The 18,525-nt window shown below is 71.4% G+C and carries 16 protein-coding genes; 8 read left to right on the top strand and 8 right to left on the bottom strand.

What is annotated here, in order from left to right:
• Positions 1-163: 163 nt before the first annotated feature.
• Positions 164-1,018 carry an IclR family transcriptional regulator gene (locus ACQKIP_RS10395; protein WP_365864109.1) on the bottom strand — a complete coding sequence of 285 codons (855 nt, stop codon included), beginning with the start codon at positions 1,016-1,018 and terminating at the stop codon, positions 164-166.
• Between the two features lie 190 nt (positions 1,019-1,208).
• On the opposite strand from ACQKIP_RS10395, the gene ACQKIP_RS10390 reads away from it, so the two are divergent.
• Together ACQKIP_RS10390 and ACQKIP_RS10385 are read left to right on the top strand one after the other, a co-directional pair.
• Positions 1,209-1,529 carry a bifunctional 3-phenylpropionate/cinnamic acid dioxygenase ferredoxin subunit gene (locus ACQKIP_RS10390; protein ID WP_363211107.1) on the top strand — a complete coding sequence of 107 codons (321 nt, stop codon included), beginning with the start codon at positions 1,209-1,211 and terminating at the stop codon, positions 1,527-1,529.
• Entirely contained in the window at positions 1,526-2,683 is a 1,158-nt protein-coding gene (locus tag ACQKIP_RS10385; RefSeq protein ID WP_365864107.1) for an NAD(P)/FAD-dependent oxidoreductase, read from the top strand. The genes ACQKIP_RS10390 and ACQKIP_RS10385 overlap by 4 nt, the downstream gene beginning before the upstream one ends.
• 63 nt (positions 2,684-2,746) lie before the next feature.
• Here the strand turns inward: ACQKIP_RS10385 and ACQKIP_RS10380 are convergent, their stop codons facing one another.
• Positions 2,747-3,208 carry a hypothetical protein gene (locus tag ACQKIP_RS10380; RefSeq protein ID WP_365864105.1) on the bottom strand — a complete coding sequence of 154 codons (462 nt, stop codon included), beginning with the start codon at positions 3,206-3,208 and terminating at the stop codon, positions 2,747-2,749.
• 440 nt (positions 3,209-3,648) lie between these two features.
• On the opposite strand from ACQKIP_RS10380, the gene ACQKIP_RS10375 reads away from it, so the two are divergent.
• Genes ACQKIP_RS10375 through ACQKIP_RS10355 form a run of 5 tightly spaced genes read left to right on the top strand, consistent with a single transcriptional unit; the run spans position 3,649 to position 11,758 of the window.
• Positions 3,649-6,579, top strand: a complete 2,931-nt coding sequence (locus ACQKIP_RS10375; RefSeq protein WP_365864104.1) for a nitrate- and nitrite sensing domain-containing protein — start codon at positions 3,649-3,651, stop codon at positions 6,577-6,579.
• Positions 6,576-7,016 (top strand): roadblock/LC7 domain-containing protein, encoded by a 441-nt coding sequence (locus tag ACQKIP_RS10370; RefSeq protein WP_361192084.1) that lies wholly within the window; start codon positions 6,576-6,578, stop codon positions 7,014-7,016. The genes ACQKIP_RS10375 and ACQKIP_RS10370 overlap by 4 nt, the downstream gene beginning before the upstream one ends.
• A 9-nt stretch (positions 7,017-7,025) precedes the next feature.
• Complete coding sequence (locus ACQKIP_RS10365) at positions 7,026-7,430, top strand: DUF742 domain-containing protein (protein ID WP_361192081.1); 405 nt, start codon at positions 7,026-7,028, stop codon at positions 7,428-7,430.
• A gap of 25 nt (positions 7,431-7,455) precedes the next feature.
• A complete protein-coding gene (locus tag ACQKIP_RS10360) occupies positions 7,456-11,172 on the top strand; it encodes a hydantoinase B/oxoprolinase family protein (protein WP_365864101.1) in 3,717 nt (1,238 codons plus the stop codon).
• A complete protein-coding gene (locus ACQKIP_RS10355) occupies positions 11,153-11,758 on the top strand; it encodes a GTP-binding protein (protein WP_365864099.1) in 606 nt (201 codons plus the stop codon). Before ACQKIP_RS10360 ends, ACQKIP_RS10355 begins: the two co-directional genes overlap by 20 nt.
• A 107-nt stretch (positions 11,759-11,865) precedes the next feature.
• Here the strand turns inward: ACQKIP_RS10355 and glpK are convergent, their stop codons facing one another.
• From glpK to ACQKIP_RS10330, 5 genes are all read right to left on the bottom strand, one after another.
• On the bottom strand, positions 11,866-13,386 hold the full coding sequence (gene glpK, locus ACQKIP_RS10350; protein WP_365864098.1) for a glycerol kinase GlpK: 1,521 nt from the start codon (positions 13,384-13,386) through the stop codon (positions 11,866-11,868).
• A gap of 14 nt (positions 13,387-13,400) precedes the next feature.
• The gene (locus ACQKIP_RS10345; protein ID WP_365864097.1) at positions 13,401-14,156 is read right to left on the bottom strand and encodes an MIP/aquaporin family protein; all 756 of its coding nucleotides are present in this window, start codon (positions 14,154-14,156) and stop codon (positions 13,401-13,403) included.
• 395 nt (positions 14,157-14,551) lie between these two features.
• On the bottom strand, positions 14,552-15,742 hold the full coding sequence (locus ACQKIP_RS10340; RefSeq protein WP_365864095.1) for a lipid-transfer protein: 1,191 nt from the start codon (positions 15,740-15,742) through the stop codon (positions 14,552-14,554).
• Positions 15,739-16,164 (bottom strand): Zn-ribbon domain-containing OB-fold protein, encoded by a 426-nt coding sequence (locus ACQKIP_RS10335; protein ID WP_365864258.1) that lies wholly within the window; start codon positions 16,162-16,164, stop codon positions 15,739-15,741. The genes ACQKIP_RS10340 and ACQKIP_RS10335 overlap by 4 nt, the downstream gene beginning before the upstream one ends.
• 102 nt (positions 16,165-16,266) lie before the next feature.
• The gene (locus ACQKIP_RS10330; protein ID WP_365864093.1) at positions 16,267-17,073 is read right to left on the bottom strand and encodes a M15 family metallopeptidase; all 807 of its coding nucleotides are present in this window, start codon (positions 17,071-17,073) and stop codon (positions 16,267-16,269) included.
• 103 nt (positions 17,074-17,176) lie between these two features.
• Here ACQKIP_RS10330 and ACQKIP_RS10325 point away from each other — a divergent pair, with 103 nt between their 5' ends.
• Entirely contained in the window at positions 17,177-17,716 is a 540-nt protein-coding gene (locus ACQKIP_RS10325; RefSeq protein ID WP_365864257.1) for an NUDIX domain-containing protein, read from the top strand.
• Between the two features lie 51 nt (positions 17,717-17,767).
• On the opposite strand, the gene ACQKIP_RS10320 is transcribed toward ACQKIP_RS10325, so the two are convergent.
• Positions 17,768-18,525, bottom strand: a 758-nt coding sequence (locus tag ACQKIP_RS10320; protein ID WP_427742766.1) for a TIM-barrel domain-containing protein, incomplete at its 5' end; no start/stop codon positions are given.

Genomic DNA, 18,525 nt, shown 5'->3' with positions numbered 1-18,525 from the left:
ACGCCATCAAGAGGCCGTCAAGGGGTGGGAGTTAACCCTTGGCAAATCGACCGGGCACGGCGAAACGCGATCGACACGGGACGCGCCGGGGGCCCGACCGCGACGAGGGCGGAACCAGGTTTTCCCGGTTCCGCCCTCGTGTCCCGCGTCCAGTGACGCTACGTCAGAAGCCGTACCCCATCCGCCGCGAGAGCTCCACGGCCGCGGCGACCGTGCGCTTGGCGAGCTCGGTGAGCCGGTCCTCGGTCAGGCGGTACACGGGCCCCGACGCGCTGAGCGCCCCGATCACCTTGCCGTCGTGCGCGCGCACCGGCGCGGCGACGGCGGCCAGACCCACTTCGAGCTCCTCCACGGCGATGGCGAAGCCCTGCTCGACGACGGCCTCGAGGTCGCCGCGCAGCGCCACGGTCCCGGTCACCGTGTGTTCGGTCAGGCGCGGCAGGGTGCGCGCTATCAGGCCCTCGCGCAGCGTGGTGGGCAGATGGGCGAGGAGGATCTTGCCGCTGGAGGTGGCGTGCAGCGGGGTGCGCCTGCCCAGCCAGTTCTGCGCGGTCACGGACGCGGGGCCGCGGGCCTGCATGATGTTGACCGCGGCGTCGTCGTCCAGGATCGCGATGTTGACCGTCTCGCCCAGCTCGTCGGCGAGGTCGCGGCAGACCGGGCCGCCCTCCTGTGAGATGTCGAGCCGCACTGCCGCCGCCCCCGCGAGGCGCAGTACGCCGGCGCCCAGGAAGTACTTCCCGCGGTCCTTGGCCTGGCCCACCAGGCCGCGGTTCTCCAGGACGCCGAGCAGCCGGAAGGCCGTCGACTTGTGCACCCGCAACTCGTCGGCGATCTCGGTGACCCCGGCCTCGCCGAGCCGGGCGAGTATCTCCAGGACGCTGACCGCGCGGTCCACGGACTGGACGGAAGCCGGGGCCGCTTTGGGCTGCTTCTCGCCGGGCTCGCCGGCCCGGCTTTGGGCCTGGCTCCCGCGCGGCTCCTCGTTCTGATCAGGCTGTTTCCGCGTGCCGGTCATATCTCAACTCTCACCACCTCGCGGCCCGTTGAAGCCGCATCTGCGGGAAGCCCTTGACGCGGCGGGCATCCCGACCGGATTCTGTTGCGCATAGCGCTCCCTCGTGCGCCATGCGAAACATCATGTTACCGAAGGGTCCTGGGCCGAGAAGGTGTCAGGACCGGGCCGAGAGAGATCAAGAGGGGGGCCCATGATTCCCGTCTGCCGCCTTGAAGACCTCCCCGCGGGCGAATCCGTCCGTGTCGACACCACACCGCCCGTCGCGGTGTTCAACGCCGACGGCGAGATCTACGCCATCGACGACACGTGCAGCCACCAGGACGCCTCTCTCTCCGAGGGCTGGCTCGAAGGATGCCTGGTCGAATGCCCGCTCCATGCCGCCTCATTCGATCTCCGGACCGGGCGGCCGACCTGTCTGCCCGCCCGCCGCGCCGTGCGCACCCACCGGGTGAGCGTCGACGACGGCACGATCCACGTCCACCTCGTGGCCGAGGAGGGTTCCGCCGCATGAGGACCATCACCGTGGTGGGCGCCTCGCTCGCCGGGCTCTACGCGGCGCGCGAGCTGCGCGCCCTGGGGTACGACGGACGGCTCGTGATCATCGGCGACGAACCGCATCCACCGTACGACAGGCCGCCGTTGTCCAAGGACTTCCTCTCCGGGAAGGCCGGCGAGGACCAACTCGCCCTCTCCGACGAGGAGGAGAGAGACGAGCTGGCCGCCGAGTGGCTGCTCGGGGTGCGTGCCCGCGGCCTGGACCCGCGCGGGCGCACCGTGCTCCTGGCCGACGGCCGGACCGTGGCGAGCGACGGAGTGGTCATCGCCACGGGGGCGTCCGCGCGCCGCCTGCCGGGGCCGTCGCTGGCCGGGGTGCACACCCTGCGCACCCTGGACGACGCCCGCGCCCTGCGCGCGGAACTTGCCGCGGGGCCGCAGCGGGTCGTGGTGATCGGCGGCGGATTCATCGGCGCCGAGACCGCGTCCTCGTGTGTGGCGCTCGGGCACGACGTGACGGTCGTCGAGGCCGCCCCGCTGCCGCTGCTCCCGCAACTGGGCGCGGAAATGGCGGCCGTGTGCGCGGGGCTGCACGCGCGCGGGGGAGCGGAGCTCGTCACCGGCACCGGCGTCGCCGCGCTGTACGGCGACACGGCCGTGCGCGGGGTGGAGCTGGCCGACGGCCGGCTGCTCCCCGCCGACGTGGTGGTCGTCGGCATCGGGGCCGCCCCCAACACCGGCTGGCTCGCGGGCACGGCCCTGGCCGTGGACGACGGGGTGCTCTGCGACGACGGCTGCGTCACCGCGCTGCCGCAGGTGGTCGCGGTGGGGGACGTGGCCCGCGCGGGCGCCGCGCGCGCCGAGCACTGGACGAGCGCCACCGAGCAACCCCGCGTCGCCGTGGGCAACTTGCTGGCCGGGCGCACCGCCGAGACCCTGCGCCCCCTGCCGTACTTCTGGTCCGACCAGTACGGCTCCCGCATCCAGTTCGCGGGGCGGCGGCGGGCCGACGACACCGTGCGAGTCCTCGAAGGCTCGACGGAGGAAGGCAGCTTCCTCGCCGCCTACGAGCGCGACGGGCACACCACGGCGGTCCTCGCGGTGGACCGGCCGCGCCCGTTCATGCGGATGCGACGCGGCCTGCCCGCGGCGGCGCCCGTCGCGGCCTGACCCGCGCGGGCAGCTGCGCCCGCCCGGCCGTGCGTGCGGCCGGGCCCGCCACGACGCGCGCGTCTAGGAGTGCGACAACTGCCCCGCCCGGCCGCGCCGCCGTATGCGGTCCTCGCTGCGCCCCGCAGCCCTGGCCTGCCTGCGGGCCCGGCGCCGCTCGCGCCGCAGCTGACGCGCCGTGCTGCTCGGCACCGACACCACGCCGTTCCGCTGGTTCCACACCTGGCGGGTCACCCACACGTCGAGGACGCCCCAGGTGGCGGCCACCGTGCTGGCCACGCTGCTGAGCACCATCGGGAACGACAGCCAGGATCCGGCCAGCGTGCACAGGAACGCCGTCATCGCCTGTATCAAGGTCAGCGCCACTATGAGCACGGCTCGCACCGCGGCCGTACGCACCGGATCGGGCAGGCGCCGCCTTCGCGCCGGCTCCTCGACCCACAACTCCCTGCGTTCCCCGCCGGACTGCTCCCCGGATGCCTCGTACTCATCCGTGGTCGTCCTCTGCCGCTCTGCCGTGCCCATCAACTCGTCACTCCCCCGATGCCCTCGGGCCGTTCCATGAGACGTCGGCGGTTCCGACTCCCCAGTGCGTGCCCGGTATACGCGGCTTTACGCCACCTGGTGACGGCATGCGGGCCACGCGCGCCCGCAGTCCCCAAGTCCCTTACCGAATGACGAACGAGAGGCCCGGAAGATTCCCGCCCGGTTCAAAAAAGCGAAGGGTTCCGGCCAACTGGGGTGATCGGCGGGAAGGAATGTGCCGAGTGGCATGTGCCACACGCGGGATGCAATCTCCCGACTTGGAGGGACAACTGGGGACGTCCGTTTTACGTCACGGCTGAAATCCGTCCGGACACGCCTTCGAGTTGCTCGTGGGTCAGTAGTAGGCTCACGCCGTTTGTTGACGCACATGTGTGCCCCCGGCCATAGCGCGGCCGCAGGGGGCCGATCTGGGGGAGGCCATGCGCTTTCGCGGGAAGTCCATCCGCCGGAAGATCGTGGCATTGCTGCTGGTGCCGCTCATTTCCCTGACCGCGATGTGGGGTTTCGCCACTTACCTCACCGGTCAGGCGGCCAAGGAACTCATCGACGTCTCCAATGTCGTCGACAGGATCGGCTACCCGATCGAGGACACCGCCAGGGTCGTCCAGCAGGAACGCCGCCAGACCCTCGTCTATCTCGCCGATCCCCGCGCCTCCGACGCGCTCGCGGCCCTGCGCCGCAGCCGCACGGCCACCGACGACATGGTCGCCAAGGTCAAGGAGAGCGCGGCGCATCCGGACGTACGGGACGAGGTGACGGGGCAGTCCGCCGAACGGCTCGCATCGCTCCTGGACTCCTTCGAGGGGCTTGAGTCGCTGCGCCGCACGGTCGAGGAAGGCACGATCACCCGCGCGGGCGCGCTGAAGACGTACACGAAGCTGATCGACCCCTGCTACGGCTTCCTGACGACCCTGCACGCCCTCGACGACGTGAAGATGGACCAGCAGGGCCGGGCGCTCGTCGGTGTGACCCGCGCACGCGAACTGTTCTCCCGCGAGGACGCGCTCGTTGGCTCCGCGCTCGTCGCACGCCGGCTCACCAAGGCCGAGATCCGTCAGGTCTCCGACCTCAGGGCCCAGCGCACGCTGCTCTACGAGGACAGCCTCGCGCTCCTTCCGGAGGACGAGCGCGCCGGCTACGAGCGCTATTGGAACGGCGCCCAGACGACGGAGCTGAGGACGGCCGAGAAGGCCGTCGTCGAATCCGCGCCCGGCGCCCCGCGCGCCGTCACGTCGGCGCGCTGGGACGCGGCGGCGGGCAAGGTGCTCAAGGAACTGGCCGAGCGCGACAAGGCGGCGGGCGACCGCTACCAGGACCGCGTCGAGCCGGTGGCCGTCGGCGTCATCGTGCGCGTCGTCGTGGCCGGTGTCTTCGGTCTGCTCGCCCTGCTGTTCTCGGTCTTCATGTCCGTACGCATCGGCAGCAGCCTCATCCGCGACCTGCGCCGCATGCGCCTGGAGGCCCACGAGGCATCCGGCGTCCGGCTGCCCGGCGTACTGCGCCGCCTGGCTGCGGGCGAGCAGGTCGACGTGGAGACCGAGGCCCCCCGCCTGACGTACGAGAAGGACGAGATAGGCCAGGTCGGCCAGGCGCTCAACACCCTGCAGCGTGCCGCCGTCGAAGCCGCCGTCAAACAGGCCGATCTGCGCCGCGGCGTCTCCGAGGTGTTCGTCAACCTCGCCCGCCGCAGCCAGGTGCTCCTGCACAAGCAGCTCACCCTGCTCGACACCATGGAGCGCAGGACCGAGGACACCGACGAACTGGCCGACCTCTTCCGCCTCGACCACCTCACCACCCGCATGCGGCGGCACGCCGAGGGCCTCGTGATCCTCTCCGGTGCCGCCCCCTCCCGGCAGTGGCGCAAGCCCGTCCAGCTCATGGACGTCGTCCGCGCGGCCGTCGCCGAGGTCGAGGACTACGAACGCATCGAGGTGCGCCGCCTGCCGCGCATCGCCGTCACCGGGCCCGCGGTCGCCGACCTCACCCACCTGATGGCCGAACTCCTGGAGAACGCCACGGTGTTCTCGCCCCCGCACACCGCGGTGCAGGTCCTCGGCGAGCACGTCGCCAACGGCTTCACCCTGGAGATCCACGACCGGGGCCTCGGCATGGCGCCCGACGCGCTCCTCGACGCCAACCTGCGCCTGGCGGAGACCCCGGAGTTCGAACTCTCCGACACCGACCGCCTCGGCCTCTTCGTGGTGAGCCGCCTCGCCCAGCGACAGCGCGTGCGCGTCTCCTTGCAGCCCTCTCCGTACGGCGGCACGACAGCCGTGGTGTTCATCCCGGAGACGCTGCTCACGGACGACGTACCGGACACGAACGGCATCGGGTTCCGCCTCGACAGGCCGCAGCCCAAGGAAGCCGTGGGCCGCGACGCGGCGGGCGACAAGAAGGCCGCGCTCGGCCAGGTGCCCGTGCAGTTGCCGGGGCTGCCCGCTTCCGTGCTGGACGGCCCCGTCGAGCTGGAGGCGCCGGTGGGCATGGCGGGCCTCGACTCCTACCCCGGTGCCCTCAGCGATCTGGGAGACCTCGGCGACCTCGGCGACGAGGACAGCGAGCGCGGCGGGCTCTTCCGCCCGCGCCGCCGCATGACCGGGGTACCGGGGGACGAGCAGCACCAACAGGCCCGCGACGAGCGGGAGACGGGCGAGCGCGAGGCGGCCCGCCCGGGCGATCTGCCCCAGTCGTCCCCCGACGACCCCGTTCAGCTGCCGCGCCGCAGGACCCCGAAGCTGGTCTCCTCGCACGGCCGCCCCGTGACGCACAGCAGGCAGCGGGGCGCGGCGCCGGACGACGACACGCCGCCGGAGCGCCTGGAGCGCCCGGAGCGCTCCCAGGCGCCCGCGGGCCGCCCCCAGGGCGGCGCCGTGGACCGGGACCGCGGCGCGGCCGAGCCCATCGACCTGCCGCGCCGCCCCGAGGCGCAGTCGGCCTGGCCCGACCTCTCCCCGCCGCACCGCGACGTCACCGCGTCCGACGCACCGCCGGACCTCCCGCGCCGCAGCCGGCGCACGGAACCGGCGCCTGCGGAGGCTGTGCGCACCGAAGCCCCGCGCATTGAAACCCCGCGCACCGAAGCCCCGCGCGCGGATGCCCCCGGCGGACTGCCCCGGCGTGTACGCCAGGCCAATCTCGCCCCACAGTTGAAGGACGGGCCGGACCACCGCACGGAGCGCGCCTCGGCACCGGCCTCGACCAGGCCGGAAGAGCGCGACGCCGACGAGGTCCGCAGCCGGATGGCTTCGCTCCAGCGTGGCTGGCAGCGTGGCCGTGAAGAAAATGCCGCGGGCGAAGACGCCTCCGACGGCACAGCACCAGGAACGACATCTGAGGGGGACGGTCGATGACCGCACCGAAGGCCGACGCACGTACCGCGGGACCGGGGGGATCGGGAGAGCTGAACTGGCTCCTCGACGAACTGGTCCAGCGGGTCGCCAGCATCCGCAAGGCGCTCGTGCTCTCCGGCGACGGCCTGCCCACCGGCCTGTCCAAGGACCTGACCAGGGAGGACAGCGAGCACCTCGCGGCTGTCGCCTCCGGCTTCCACAGCCTCGCCAAGGGCGTCGGACGCCACTTCGAGGCGGGCCGGGTCCGCCAGACCGTGGTCGAGCTCGACGATGCCTTCCTGTTCGTCACGGCCGCGGGCGACGGCAGCTGTCTTGCCGTCCTCTCGGACGCCGACTCCGACGTAGGTCTGGTCGCGTACGAAATGACGCTGCTGGTCAAGAGGGTGGGTGTGCATCTGGGTACGGCGCCGCGCACCGACCTGCCCACGGGAGGGTAACGGGAGGGTATGAGCGAAGACGGTCAGGGGACACAGGGGACGCCTCGCTGGTTCGACGACGACGCCGGACCGGTGGTGCGTCCGTACGCGATGACGCGTGGCCGGACCACAAGTCCGGCCCAGCACCGCCTCGATCTGATCGCGGTCGTCATCGCGGAAGCCCGTGCCGGTGATCCGGAGGCGGACAGGACGCTGTCTCCGGAGCACGTGGACATCGTCGGGCTCTGCCGTGACAGCCCCCAGTCGGTCGCCGAACTGGCGGCCGAACTGGACCTCCCCATCGGCGTGATCCGGGTCCTCATCGGCGATCTCGTCGACGACGAACTGGTGCACGTGACACGTCCCGTACCCCCCGCGGAATTGCCGGACGAGAGTATTCTGCGCGACGTGATCAACGGCCTCCGGGCGCTCTGAGCAGCGCGGAAGCGGGGAATGAGACGTGACTGGCTGGCAGTTCTGGGTCGACAGGGGCGGCACCTTCACGGATATCGTCGCGCGGCGTCCCGACGGGCGGCTGCTCACGCACAAACTCCTGTCGGACAACCCGTCCCGCTACGCCGACGCCGCCGTCGCGGGTATCCGTGAGCTCCTGGGCGAGACCCCCGGCGCTCCCGTGGACACGGTCCGCATGGGCACCACCGTCGCCACCAACGCCCTCCTGGAGCGCAAGGGCGAGCCCACCGCCCTGGTGATCACCAGGGGCTTCGGCGACGCCCTGCGCATCGCCTACCAGAACCGCCCGCGCATCTTCGCCCGCGAGATCATCCTGCCGGAGCTGCTCTACGACCGGGTCATCGAGGCCGACGAACGGGTCACCGCCGAGGGCGAGGTCCTTCGGGCGCCCGACCTGGAGCAACTCGCAGGGCCGCTGCGCAAGGCCTACGAGGACGGCATCCGGGCCGTCGCGGTGGTCTGCATGCACAGCCACCTGTATCCGGCCCACGAGCAGGCGATCGCCGACCTGGTCGTCCGCACCGGATTCCCGCAGGTCTCACTCTCCAGCGAGGTCAGCCCGCTGATGAAGCTGGTCCCGCGCGGCGACACGGCGGTCGTCGACGCCTATCTGTCGCCGGTCCTGCACCGCTACGTCCGGCACGTCGCCGACGAACTGGACGGCGTGCGCCTGATGTTCATGCAGTCCAACGGCGGCCTCACCGAAGCAGGCCAGTTCCGCGGCAAGGACGCGATCCTGTCCGGGCCCGCGGGCGGCATCGTCGGCATGGCCCGCATGTCGCAGCGCGCGGGCTTCGACCGGGTCATCGGCTTCGACATGGGCGGCACGTCCACGGACGTGTCGCACTACGCGGGCGAGTACGAACGGGTCTTCACCACGCAGATCGCGGGCGTACGGCTGCGCGCGCCGATGCTGGACATCCACACCGTCGCGGCGGGCGGCGGCTCCGTCCTGCACTTCGACGGCAGCCGCTACCGCGTGGGCCCCGACTCCGCGGGCGCCGCTCCGGGCCCGGCGAGCTACCGGGGCGGCGGCCCGCTGACGGTCACCGACGCCAACGTCGCCCTCGGGCGCATCCAGCCCGACCACTTCCCGCCGGTCTTCGGGCCGGACGGCGACCAGCCGCTCGACGGTGCGCTCGTCCACGACCGCTTCGCCCGGCTGGCCCGCGACATCAGGGAACGCACCGGCGACGACCGCACCGCCGAGCAGGTCGCCGAGGGATATCTGCGGATCGCGGTCGCCAACATCGCGGCCGCCGTCAAACGCATCTCGGTCCAGAAGGGCCACGACGTCACCCGCTATGCCCTCACCACGTTCGGCGGCGCGGGCGGCCAGCACGCCTGCATGGTCGCCGACTCGCTCGGCATCCGCACCGTGCTCGTACCGCCGATGGCCGGTGTCCTCTCTGCGCTCGGCATCGGCCTCGCCGACACCACCGCGATGCGCGAGCAGTCCGTGGAAGCCCCCCTCGAACCGTCCGCGATGCCCCGCGTCCTGAAGACCGCCGACGACCTGGAGGAAGCGGCACGCGCCGAACTCCTCGCCGAGGACGTGCCCGGCGACCGCATCCGCGTCACGCGCCGCGCCCAGCTGCGCTACGACGGCACCGACACCACGCTCACCGTGGAACTCACGGAGCCGGACCGCATGATCCGCGTCTTCGAAGACCGCCATCGCACCACCTACTCCTTCACCCTGGACCGCCCCGTCGTCGTCGAGGCGCTCTCCGTGGAGGCCACCGGCCTGACCGAGCAGCCCGATCTCTCCGTGCCCGCCCGCGACGGCCACGCGGGCGGGCCGCTGACCGTGCGCCTGCACACCGGCGGCGCCTGGCGCGACGTGCTCCTGCACCGCCGCGCGGAACTGCCGCCCGGCGAGAGCGTCGACGGCCCCGCGATCATCGCCGAGGCCGGCGCCACGACGGTCGTGGACGAGGGCTGGCGGGCGGCCACGACACGCGAGGGGCACCTGGTCATGGAACGCGTGGCGGTGCCGGAGGGTTCCGACGCGAGCGCCGCGGCCGATCCCGTGCTCCTGGAAGTCTTCAACAACCTCTTCATGTCGATCGCCGAGCAGATGGGCGCCCGCCTGGAGTCCACGTCCCAGTCGGTCAACATCAAGGAGCGCCTCGACTTCTCCTGCGCGGTCTTCGACCCCGACGGCAATCTGGTCGCCAACGCCCCGCACATCCCCGTGCACCTGGGCTCGATGGGCACCAGCGTGAAGGAGGTCATCCGGCGCCGCGGCAAGAGCATGCGTTCCGGGGACTCCTACGCCGTCAACGACCCGTACCACGGCGGTACCCACCTCCCCGACGTCACGGTCATCACGCCGGTCTTCGACACCCCGGGAGAGCGGATCCTCTTCTACGTGGCGTCGCGCGGGCACCACGCGGAGATCGGCGGCATCGCCCCCGGCTCCATGCCGGCGAACAGCCGCACCATCGAGGAGGAGGGCATCCTCTTCGACAACTGGCTCCTGGCGGAGGCCGGCCGGTTCCGCGAGGCCGAGACCCTGAGCCTGCTCACCGATGCCCCGTACCCCTCCCGCAACCCGGCCACCAACCTCGCCGACCTGCGTGCCCAGATCGCCGCCAACCAGAAGGGCGTCGACGAAGTCGCCCGGATGATCGAGAACTTCGGGCTGGACGTCGTCCAGGCGTACATGGGCCATGTGCAGGACAACGCCGAAGAAGCGGTACGCAGGGTCGTCGACGCCCTGGAAGAGGGCGAGTTCGCCTATCCGACCGACTCGGGAGCCGTCATCCGGGTCCGCGTCTCGGTGGACCGCGACGCCCGCTCGGCGACCATCGACTTCACCGGTACGTCCCCGCAGCTGGCCACGAACTTCAACGCCCCCTTCGCGGTGGTCAACGCCGCCGTCCTGTACGTCTTCCGCACCCTGGTGGCCGAGGACATCCCGCTCAACGACGGCTGTCTGCGCCCCTTGCGCATCATCGTGCCGCCCGGCTCCCTGCTCGCCCCCGAGCCACCGGCGGCCGTCGTCGCCGGGAACGTCGAGACCTCACAGGCGATCACCGGGGCCCTCTACGGCGCCCTGGGCGTCCAGGCCGAGGGCTCGGGCACGATGAACAACGTCACCTTCGGCAACGACCGCCATCAGTACTACGAGACGGTGGCTTCGGGTTCCGGCGCGGGCGACGGCTTCGACGGGGCGTCCGTCGTCCAGACCCATATGACCAACTCCCGGCTCACCGACCCCGAAGTGCTCGAATGGCGCCTGCCCGTGCTGCTCGAAGAGTTCGCGGTACGCGGCGGCAGCGGCGGCACCGGGCGGTGGCGCGGCGGGGACGGGGCCGTGCGCCGCATCCGCTTCCGCGAGCCGATGACGGTCTCCACGCTCTCGCAGCACCGCAGGGTGGCGCCGTACGGCATGGCGGGCGGCGGCCCCGGAGCGCTCGGCACGGGCCGCGTGGAGCGCGCCGACGGCCGGGTCCAGACGCTGGAGGGCAGCGACTTCGCGGACGCGGGCCCCGGCGACGTACTGGTGATCGAGACCCCGGGCGGCGGCGGATACGGACGCGCCCCGCACGACAGCGGTGCAGCAGGCGGAACTCCCGAAGCAAACGGAACCCCCGAAACAAGCGCACGCTCCGAAGCAAGCGCACCCCCGGAAACACGCACGAGCCCCACAGCAACTGATCCAGGAGAAGCGAGCGATGATCTTCAAGCGTTCTGAGCGCGGCAAAGCCCCCGTCGAGCCGGTCACGCTGAAGATCCTGGTGGCGGGCGGCTTCGGCGTGGGCAAGACGACGCTCGTCGGCGCCGTCAGCGAGATCAAACCGCTGCGCACGGAAGAGCTGCTCAGCGAGGCCGGCCGCCCGGTCGACGACACCAGCGGCGTCTCGGGCAAGCACACCACCACCGTCGCCATGGACTTCGGCCGCATCACGCTGCGCGAGGACCTGGTCCTCTACGTCTTCGGCACCCCCGGCCAGGACCGCTTCTGGTTCCTCTGGGACGAACTGGCCACCGGGGCGCTCGGCGCCGTGGTCCTCGCCGACACCCGCCGGCTCGAGGACTGCTTCGCGGCCGTCGACTACTTCGAGCGCCGCTCCATACCCTTCGTCGTCGGCGTCAACTGCTTCGAGGGCGCCTCGCGTTACCCGGCCGACGCCGTGCGCCAGGCGCTCGACCTCGACCCCGGTGTCCCCGTGGTGATGTGCGACGCGCGCGAGCGGCAGTCCGTCAAGGAAGTGCTCATCGGAGTGGTCCAGCACGCGATGGCTGCCGCCGCCGCGGCCAGGGAGCCCGCCACGACATGAGCGGGTGACGGCGTGCGCGCGTGAGCGTGCGAAGGCAAGAAGAGCCGCGGCCCGTACCCCCACCGACCGGGGTACGGGCCGCGGTCATCCCCGGCTCGGCCCGCGGCTCAGCTCGCGCCGTCCTCGTGCCAGCCGAAGCTGCGCTCCACCGCCTTGCGCCAGTTGTGGTACTCGCGCTCGCGCGTCTCCGTCTCCATCGACGGCGTCCACTCGGCGTCCTGCTGCCAGTGCGCCTTCAGCTCGTCGAGGTCGTTCCACACGCCGGTCGCGAGCCCGGCGGCGTACGCGGCTCCCAGGCACGTCGTCTCGGTGATCTTCGGCCGGATCACCGGCACCCCGAGGATGTCCGCCTGATGCTGCATCAGCAGATTGTTCTTGGTCATGCCGCCGTCCACCTTCAGGGTCTGCAGCTGCACCCCGGAGTCCTGGTACATGGCGTCGACGACCTCACGCGTCTGCCAGCTGGTCGCCTCCAGGACGGCACGCGCCAGGTGCGCCTTGGTCACGTACCGGGTGAGTCCGGTGACGACACCGCGCGCGTCGGAGCGCCAGTAGGGCGCGAAGAGGCCGGAGAACGCGGGCACGATGTAGGCCCCTCCGTTGTCGTCCACGCTCGCGGCCAGAGACTCGATCTCGTCCGCGCTGCGGATGATGCCGAGCTGGTCGCGGAACCACTGCACCAGGGCGCCGGTGATCGCGATCGCCCCTTCGAGGCAGTAGACGGGCGCCTCGGAGCCGATCTTGTAGCCCATCGTGGTGAGCAGCCCGTTCTTCGAGGGGACGGGCCGGTTGCCGGTGTTGAGCAACAGGAAACTGCCGGTCCCGTACGTGTTCTTGGCCGTCCCCGTGTCGTAGCAGGCCTGCCCGAAGATGGCCGCCTGCTGGTCGCCGAGGGCGGAGGCGACCGGAACGCCGGCGAGCTGGCCGACCGCCGTGCCGTAGACCTCCGCCGATGACCTGATCTCCGGCAGGACGGCCTCGGGGACGTTCATCGCGGACAGGATCGACTGGTCCCACTGGAGGGTGGCCAGGTTCATCAGCATGGTGCGCCCGGCATTGGTGACGTCCGTGACGTGCACGCCGCCGTCCGTGCCGCCGGTGAGGTTCCAGATCAGCCAGGAGTCGATGGTGCCGAAGGCGATCTCGCCCCGCTCGGCACGGGCCCTGAGCCCGGGCACGTTGTCGAGCAGCCAGGCCGCCTTGGGCCCGGAGAAGTAGCTGGCAAGGGGCAGCCCGGTCTGCTCGCGGAACCGGTCCTGGCCGTCCGCACCGCCCAGTTCGTTGCAGAGGGCCGACGTCCGGGTGTCCTGCCAGACGATCGCGTTGTGCACGGGCTTGCCCGTGGCGCGGTCCCACAGGACCGTCGTCTCGCGCTGATTGGTGATGCCGAGCGCGCTGAGCTGGTCGGCCCGCAGCCCGGCCTTGGCGATCGCGCCGGCGACCACGGCCTGCACCTTGGACCAGATCTCGGCGGCGTCGTGCTCCACCCAGCCCGGCTTCGGGAAGATCTGGCGGTGCTCGCGCTGGTCGACGGCGACGATCTCGCCCGCGTGATTGAAGATGATGCAGCGGCTGGAGGTGGTGCCCTGGTCGATGGCGGCGACGAACTTCTCGGAGTTGTCCGGCATGGCTACCCCTAGCGTCAGAAGGCTACGTTGTAGATGAGACCTGCGAGCGCTCCGCCGATCAGCGGCCCGGCCACCGGGATCCAGGAGTAACTCCAGTCGGACGTGCCCTTGTTCGGGATCGGCAGGAACGTGTGCACGATGCGCGGGCCCAGGTCGCGGGCCGGGTTGATGGCGTAGCCGGTGGGCCCGCCGAGCGAGAGGCCGATGCCGACCACGAGGAACGCCACGATCAGCGTCTGCGTGCCGGATTCACCGAGCCCCTTGGTGAGGCCGAAGGCGAGGATGGGCAGCACCAGGGCGATGGTCGCGATGATCTCCGTGACGAGGTTGGCGACCGGGTTACGGATCTCCGGGATGGTCGAGAAGATGCCGAGCGTCGGCGTCGGCTCGTGCGCGCTGGTCAGCTTGTCCTTGGCACCGCGGCTCACGTTGGCGCTGAACTGCGCGTAGTACACGAGGTACGCGAGGACGGCGCCGAGCATCGCGCCGACCATCTGTCCGAGCAGATAGACCCAGACCTTGCCCCACTCGTCGGTGTCGATCGCGATGCCGAGCGTGACGGCGGGGTTGAGGTGGCCGCCGGAGAGCGGGCCCGCGGTGTACGCGCCCGCGAGGACACCGAAGCCCCATCCGAAGGCGATGACGACCCACCCGGAGGCTTTCGCCTTCGAATGGTTCAGGGTGACGGCGGCGCATACACCGGCGCCGAAGAGAATCAGGATCGCGGTGCCGATGATCTCACCGACGAAGATGTCCCCATTCGAGTACATGGCGGCTCCTAGGGCCTCGCCCGGGGCGGTGGCCCCGGTACTCCGTGCTGGGTGCGTTCCCACGACTACTGCCTGGCCGTGCCCGGTGACGTCAGCCGAATGCAGGCGTGTCCCGCGCCCCGCCCGGCTTCCATGGCGAGCGTGCCTCGCAGTCGCATCGCCCAGAGGGGGATGACCCGCTGAACAGGCCCTTCGTACGGGCCCTTTCGCGCGTACAGGGGCCCTGAATGGCGCGGAGCCGAAGTGCGGCGATGCCGACTGACACCGGAAGTGTTCACCGGGTGTGATGGAGCGTCAAGGTCGCGGACGGCAACGGTTAACCGGCGTGAGCCCTTCCTCTGCGACGCACCGGCGCTCGTGGCCCGTGAGGACCGGCGCGGGACCCGTGCCGGAGCTCAGCGCACCGCGACGACCGATGACCCGTGCCCGAAGAGGCCTTGGTTCGCGGTGATCCCCGCGCGCGCCCCCGCCACCTGCCGCGCCCCTGCCGTCCCCCTCAACTGCCACGTCAGTTCGCACACCTGGGCAATGGCCTGCGCCGGAACGGCCTCCCCGAAGGAGGCAAGTCCGCCACTGGGGTTGACCGGTATGCGTCCGCCCGGAGCGGTCGCCCCCTCCCGCAGCAGCTTGGCCCCCTCTCCCTCGCCGCAGAGCCCCAGATCCTCGTACCACTGCAGCTCAAGGGCGGTGGAGAGGTCGTAGACCTCCGCGAGGGAGAGCTCGTCGGGTCCGATGCCCGCTTCTTCGTACGCCGAGCGCGCGATGGAGGCGCGGAACGTCCCGTCGTCCGGTGCCACGGCGGCGGCGGAGTCGGTCGCGATGTCGGGCAGGTCCAGGACGGTGGTCGGATACGTCGGCGTCACCGTGGACACCGCACGGATGCGCACCGGGTCGGCCGCGCCGTGCCGTCGCGCGAAGTCCATGCTGGAGAGCACGAGCGCCGCCGCCCCGTCCGAGGTCGCGCAGATGTCGAGCAGCCGCAGGGGATCGGCGACGACGGCCGACGCGGCGACTTCCTCGGCGGTGACGGTCTTGCGGTAGCGCGCGTTCGGATTGAGGGCCCCCGCCGCCGCGTTCTTCACCTTGACCAGGGCGAAGTCCTCCGGAGTGTCGCCGTGCACCGCCATCCTGCGCCGTGCGTACAGGCCGAAGTACGTGGGGTTGGTGGCGCCGAGGACCCGGAAGCGCAGCCAGTCCGGGTCGTCGTGCCGGTCGCCTCCCGCGGGCCGGAAGAACCCCTTGGGCGCCGCGTCGGCCCCGACCACCAGGACGACGTCGGCGAGGCCCGCCAGGATCTGCGTACGCGCCGTGTTGATCGCCTGCGCCCCGGAGGCGCACGCCGCGTACACGCTCGTGACCCGCGCGCCCTGCCAGCCGAGCGCCTTGGCGAACGTCGCCCCGGCCACATATCCGGGATAGCCGCCGCGCACCGTGTCCGCGCCGACGATCGAACCCACGTCGCGCCAGTCCATCCCGGCGTCGGCGAGCGCCGCACGGGCCGCCGACGTGCCGTACTCGATGAAGCTGCGGCCCCACTTGCCCCACGGGTGCATGCCCGCGCCGAGCACCGCCACCTCGCTGGTCATGCGCCCACCCCCACCGGCCGCCAGTACCACGTCGTCCAGGTCGTCCCGGCGTCCTCGTCCAGGACACCGGGGACGACCTCCACCTCCATGCCGACCTCCAGATCGGCGACACCGACCCCGGGAGCCGCCTGGCCGAGCACCACCATCCGCTCTGCCGCGAGCTCCACAGCGATCAACGCGTAGGTCTGCCAGGGAAGTTCCGGATCGGACACATAGGGCGCCGGGGGCCGGTAGCGGCTGTCCGTGTACGACCAGACGCGGCCGCGCGGGGAGAGCGGCACCTCGTCGAGGTCACCGCCGGAGCAGCCGGGATTGCGGCAGAAGCCGTCCTCGCGGGGGAAGAAGACACTGGCGCAGGCCGAGCAGCGCGTGCCCAGAAGGCGGAAGTTGTCTTCCTCCCCGGCGAACCAGCCGGTCACCACGGGAGTACGCGTACGCGACAAGGCCCCTCCATGACACTGGATCTGACGGAACGTCAGAAGTGTGCCACGGGCAACCGGATCGCGTCAGTAGCGCGGTACGCGCTACTTCCCGTTCAGCGAGCGGCGCGTCACGGGAAAGTCGAAGTAGGTGTCCGGGAAGAGCTCGGGCTTGTAGGTGAAGTGCCACCACTCCTCGGGCAGGTTCACGAAGCCGGCCTTGCTCAGCACGCCTCGCAGCAGATCGCGGTTGGCGCGCTGCTTGCCGGTGATCCGCGGATCATCCGTGTGGGACAGGGTGTCGAAGCAGTCGAAGCCTGTGCCCATGTCCACGGAGTTGTCGGGGAACCGCTCGGCCTTCGGGCCGTAGCAGGGCGTGAGCGCCTCACCGGGGATGTACGGGCGCGTGGGCAGGGCGGGCAGCTTCACGACCGTCAGATCGAGCGTCGAGCCGCGGCTGTGCCCGGACTTCGCCGCGATGTAACCGTCCTCGAACAACCGCGACTTGTCGACATGGGGATAGAACTCCGCCTTCATGCGCACGTCGCCGAGGTCCTCGGCCCAGTCCACGAACTGGTCGACCGCCCGCTGCGGGCGGTAGCAGTCGTACACCTTGAGGGAGTAGCCCTTGCGCAGCAGCGTGCGCTGGGCCTTGTGCAGTGCCTTCGCCGCGGGCTCGGTGAGGATGCACATCGGCTTCTTGTAGCCGTCGATCGGCACACCCACGAAGTTGTGCGGCGTGAAGTAGCGCATCTCCTGGATGATCGTCGGGTCGACGTCACGCAGCGCCACGAACTCATCGGGAGCCTTGGGCTCGGGCTTGGCATGGGCGGGTGCCGGGGCGGCGGCCACGGCGGCCAGAGCGGTGGCGGTGACGGCGAGATTCCGCAGCGCGGGGGCAAGTCCTGTCATGAACCGTCCATCTATCAGGATCCGGTGCCCGAGGGAAAGACCGTCACAGGAGTGATCGGCTACAGTCCGCGGCGTGTCCGTACCCCCGGCTCCCCAGCCGCCCCTGCCGTCCTCCCCGTCCCCGCATCGCGCCGACCCCGCACCGGGCTCCCACTGTTCGAGCTGCGGATCGCCCTACGGCGATGCTCTGACGTCCTGGCCCCGCACCTGCACCGCCTGCGGCACGGTCGCCTACCGCAATCCGCTGCCCGTGGCGGTCGCACTGCAGCCCGTCTACGACGACCGGGGCACCGCCCTTGTCGTCGTGACCCGGACCATCGCACCCGCGCGCGGGGGAGTGGCCCTGCCCGGAGGGTTCATCGACGACCGGGAGGACTGGCGGGACGCCGTCGTGCGCGAACTCAGGGAGGAGACCGGCATCAGCGCGGAGAGCCGCGACGTCCGCCTCGCCGAAGCCCTCAGCGCACCCGACGGATACCTGCTGCTCTTCGGCCTCCTGCCCGAGCGCCCGGCAGCCGAACTGCCGGACCCCGCACCGACGGACGAGACGGAAGGCTGGCACCTCCTGCACCGCCCGGCCGAACTGGCCTTCCCGCTGCACACATTGGCAGTGCGCGCCTGGTTCGAAGGGCGCTACATCTGAGGCAGAGGGACGCCTGACGCAGAGGGACGCCGCATCCGGCGCCGCGGAACGCTACGTCCGACGCCCGGGCAGCCCCCGCACCGTCACCCGCAGCCCGACCTCCTCCGCCGCCCCCGCGGCGTCCTCGGCGGCCCGGCCGTCCCGCTCGACCACCACGCGTCCGTCGGCCCACCGCGTGGCGAACCGCTCTATCTCCGGCTGCTCCCACCCGTCACCCGCGTCCCTGACCACCAGGCCGCCTCCCGTACGTCCCGGAGCGGGCGCCCACACCTCCAGCTCGAGCCCGCCGTCGTCGCCCCGCACCGGCAGCACCGCCCCGGCCCGCGCGAACACCGGGACACGCGACAGAGGCGCCTCGACGAGCACCCGCGCAGGCCCTTCGTAGGCCTCGCCGGTCGCCGTGTCGTACCAACGGCCCGCCGGCAGCCGCACCGTACGGCGCACCGCCCCCGGCTCGAACACGGGCGCCACGAGGAGACAGTCGCCGAGCAGGAACGCGTCCTCGCAGTCGCGCAGCGCCCGGTCCTCCGGACTGCCCCACCACAAGGGCCGCACGTACGGCGTGCCCGTACGCCGCGCCAGATGCGCGAGCGTCACGAAGTACGGAAGCAGCCGCCGGCGTTCGACGAGCGCCACGCGCGCGTGCTCGAGCACCTCGGGACCGAACTCCCAGGGCTCCCTGCGCCCGGCCCGCAGCGCGGCATGCGTGCGGAACAGCGGCAGATACGACCCGAGCTGGAACCACCGCAGATACAGCTCGGGCGACGGACTGCCGTCGAACCCGCCCACATCAGGACCCGAGTACGGCC

This window comes from Streptomyces sp. NPDC059900 (assembly GCF_050270335.1).
Lineage (GTDB): Bacteria > Actinomycetota > Actinomycetes > Streptomycetales > Streptomycetaceae > Streptomyces.
Note: the sequence above shows the minus strand (reverse complement) of the source record. Positions and strands in the feature narration are given on the sequence as shown.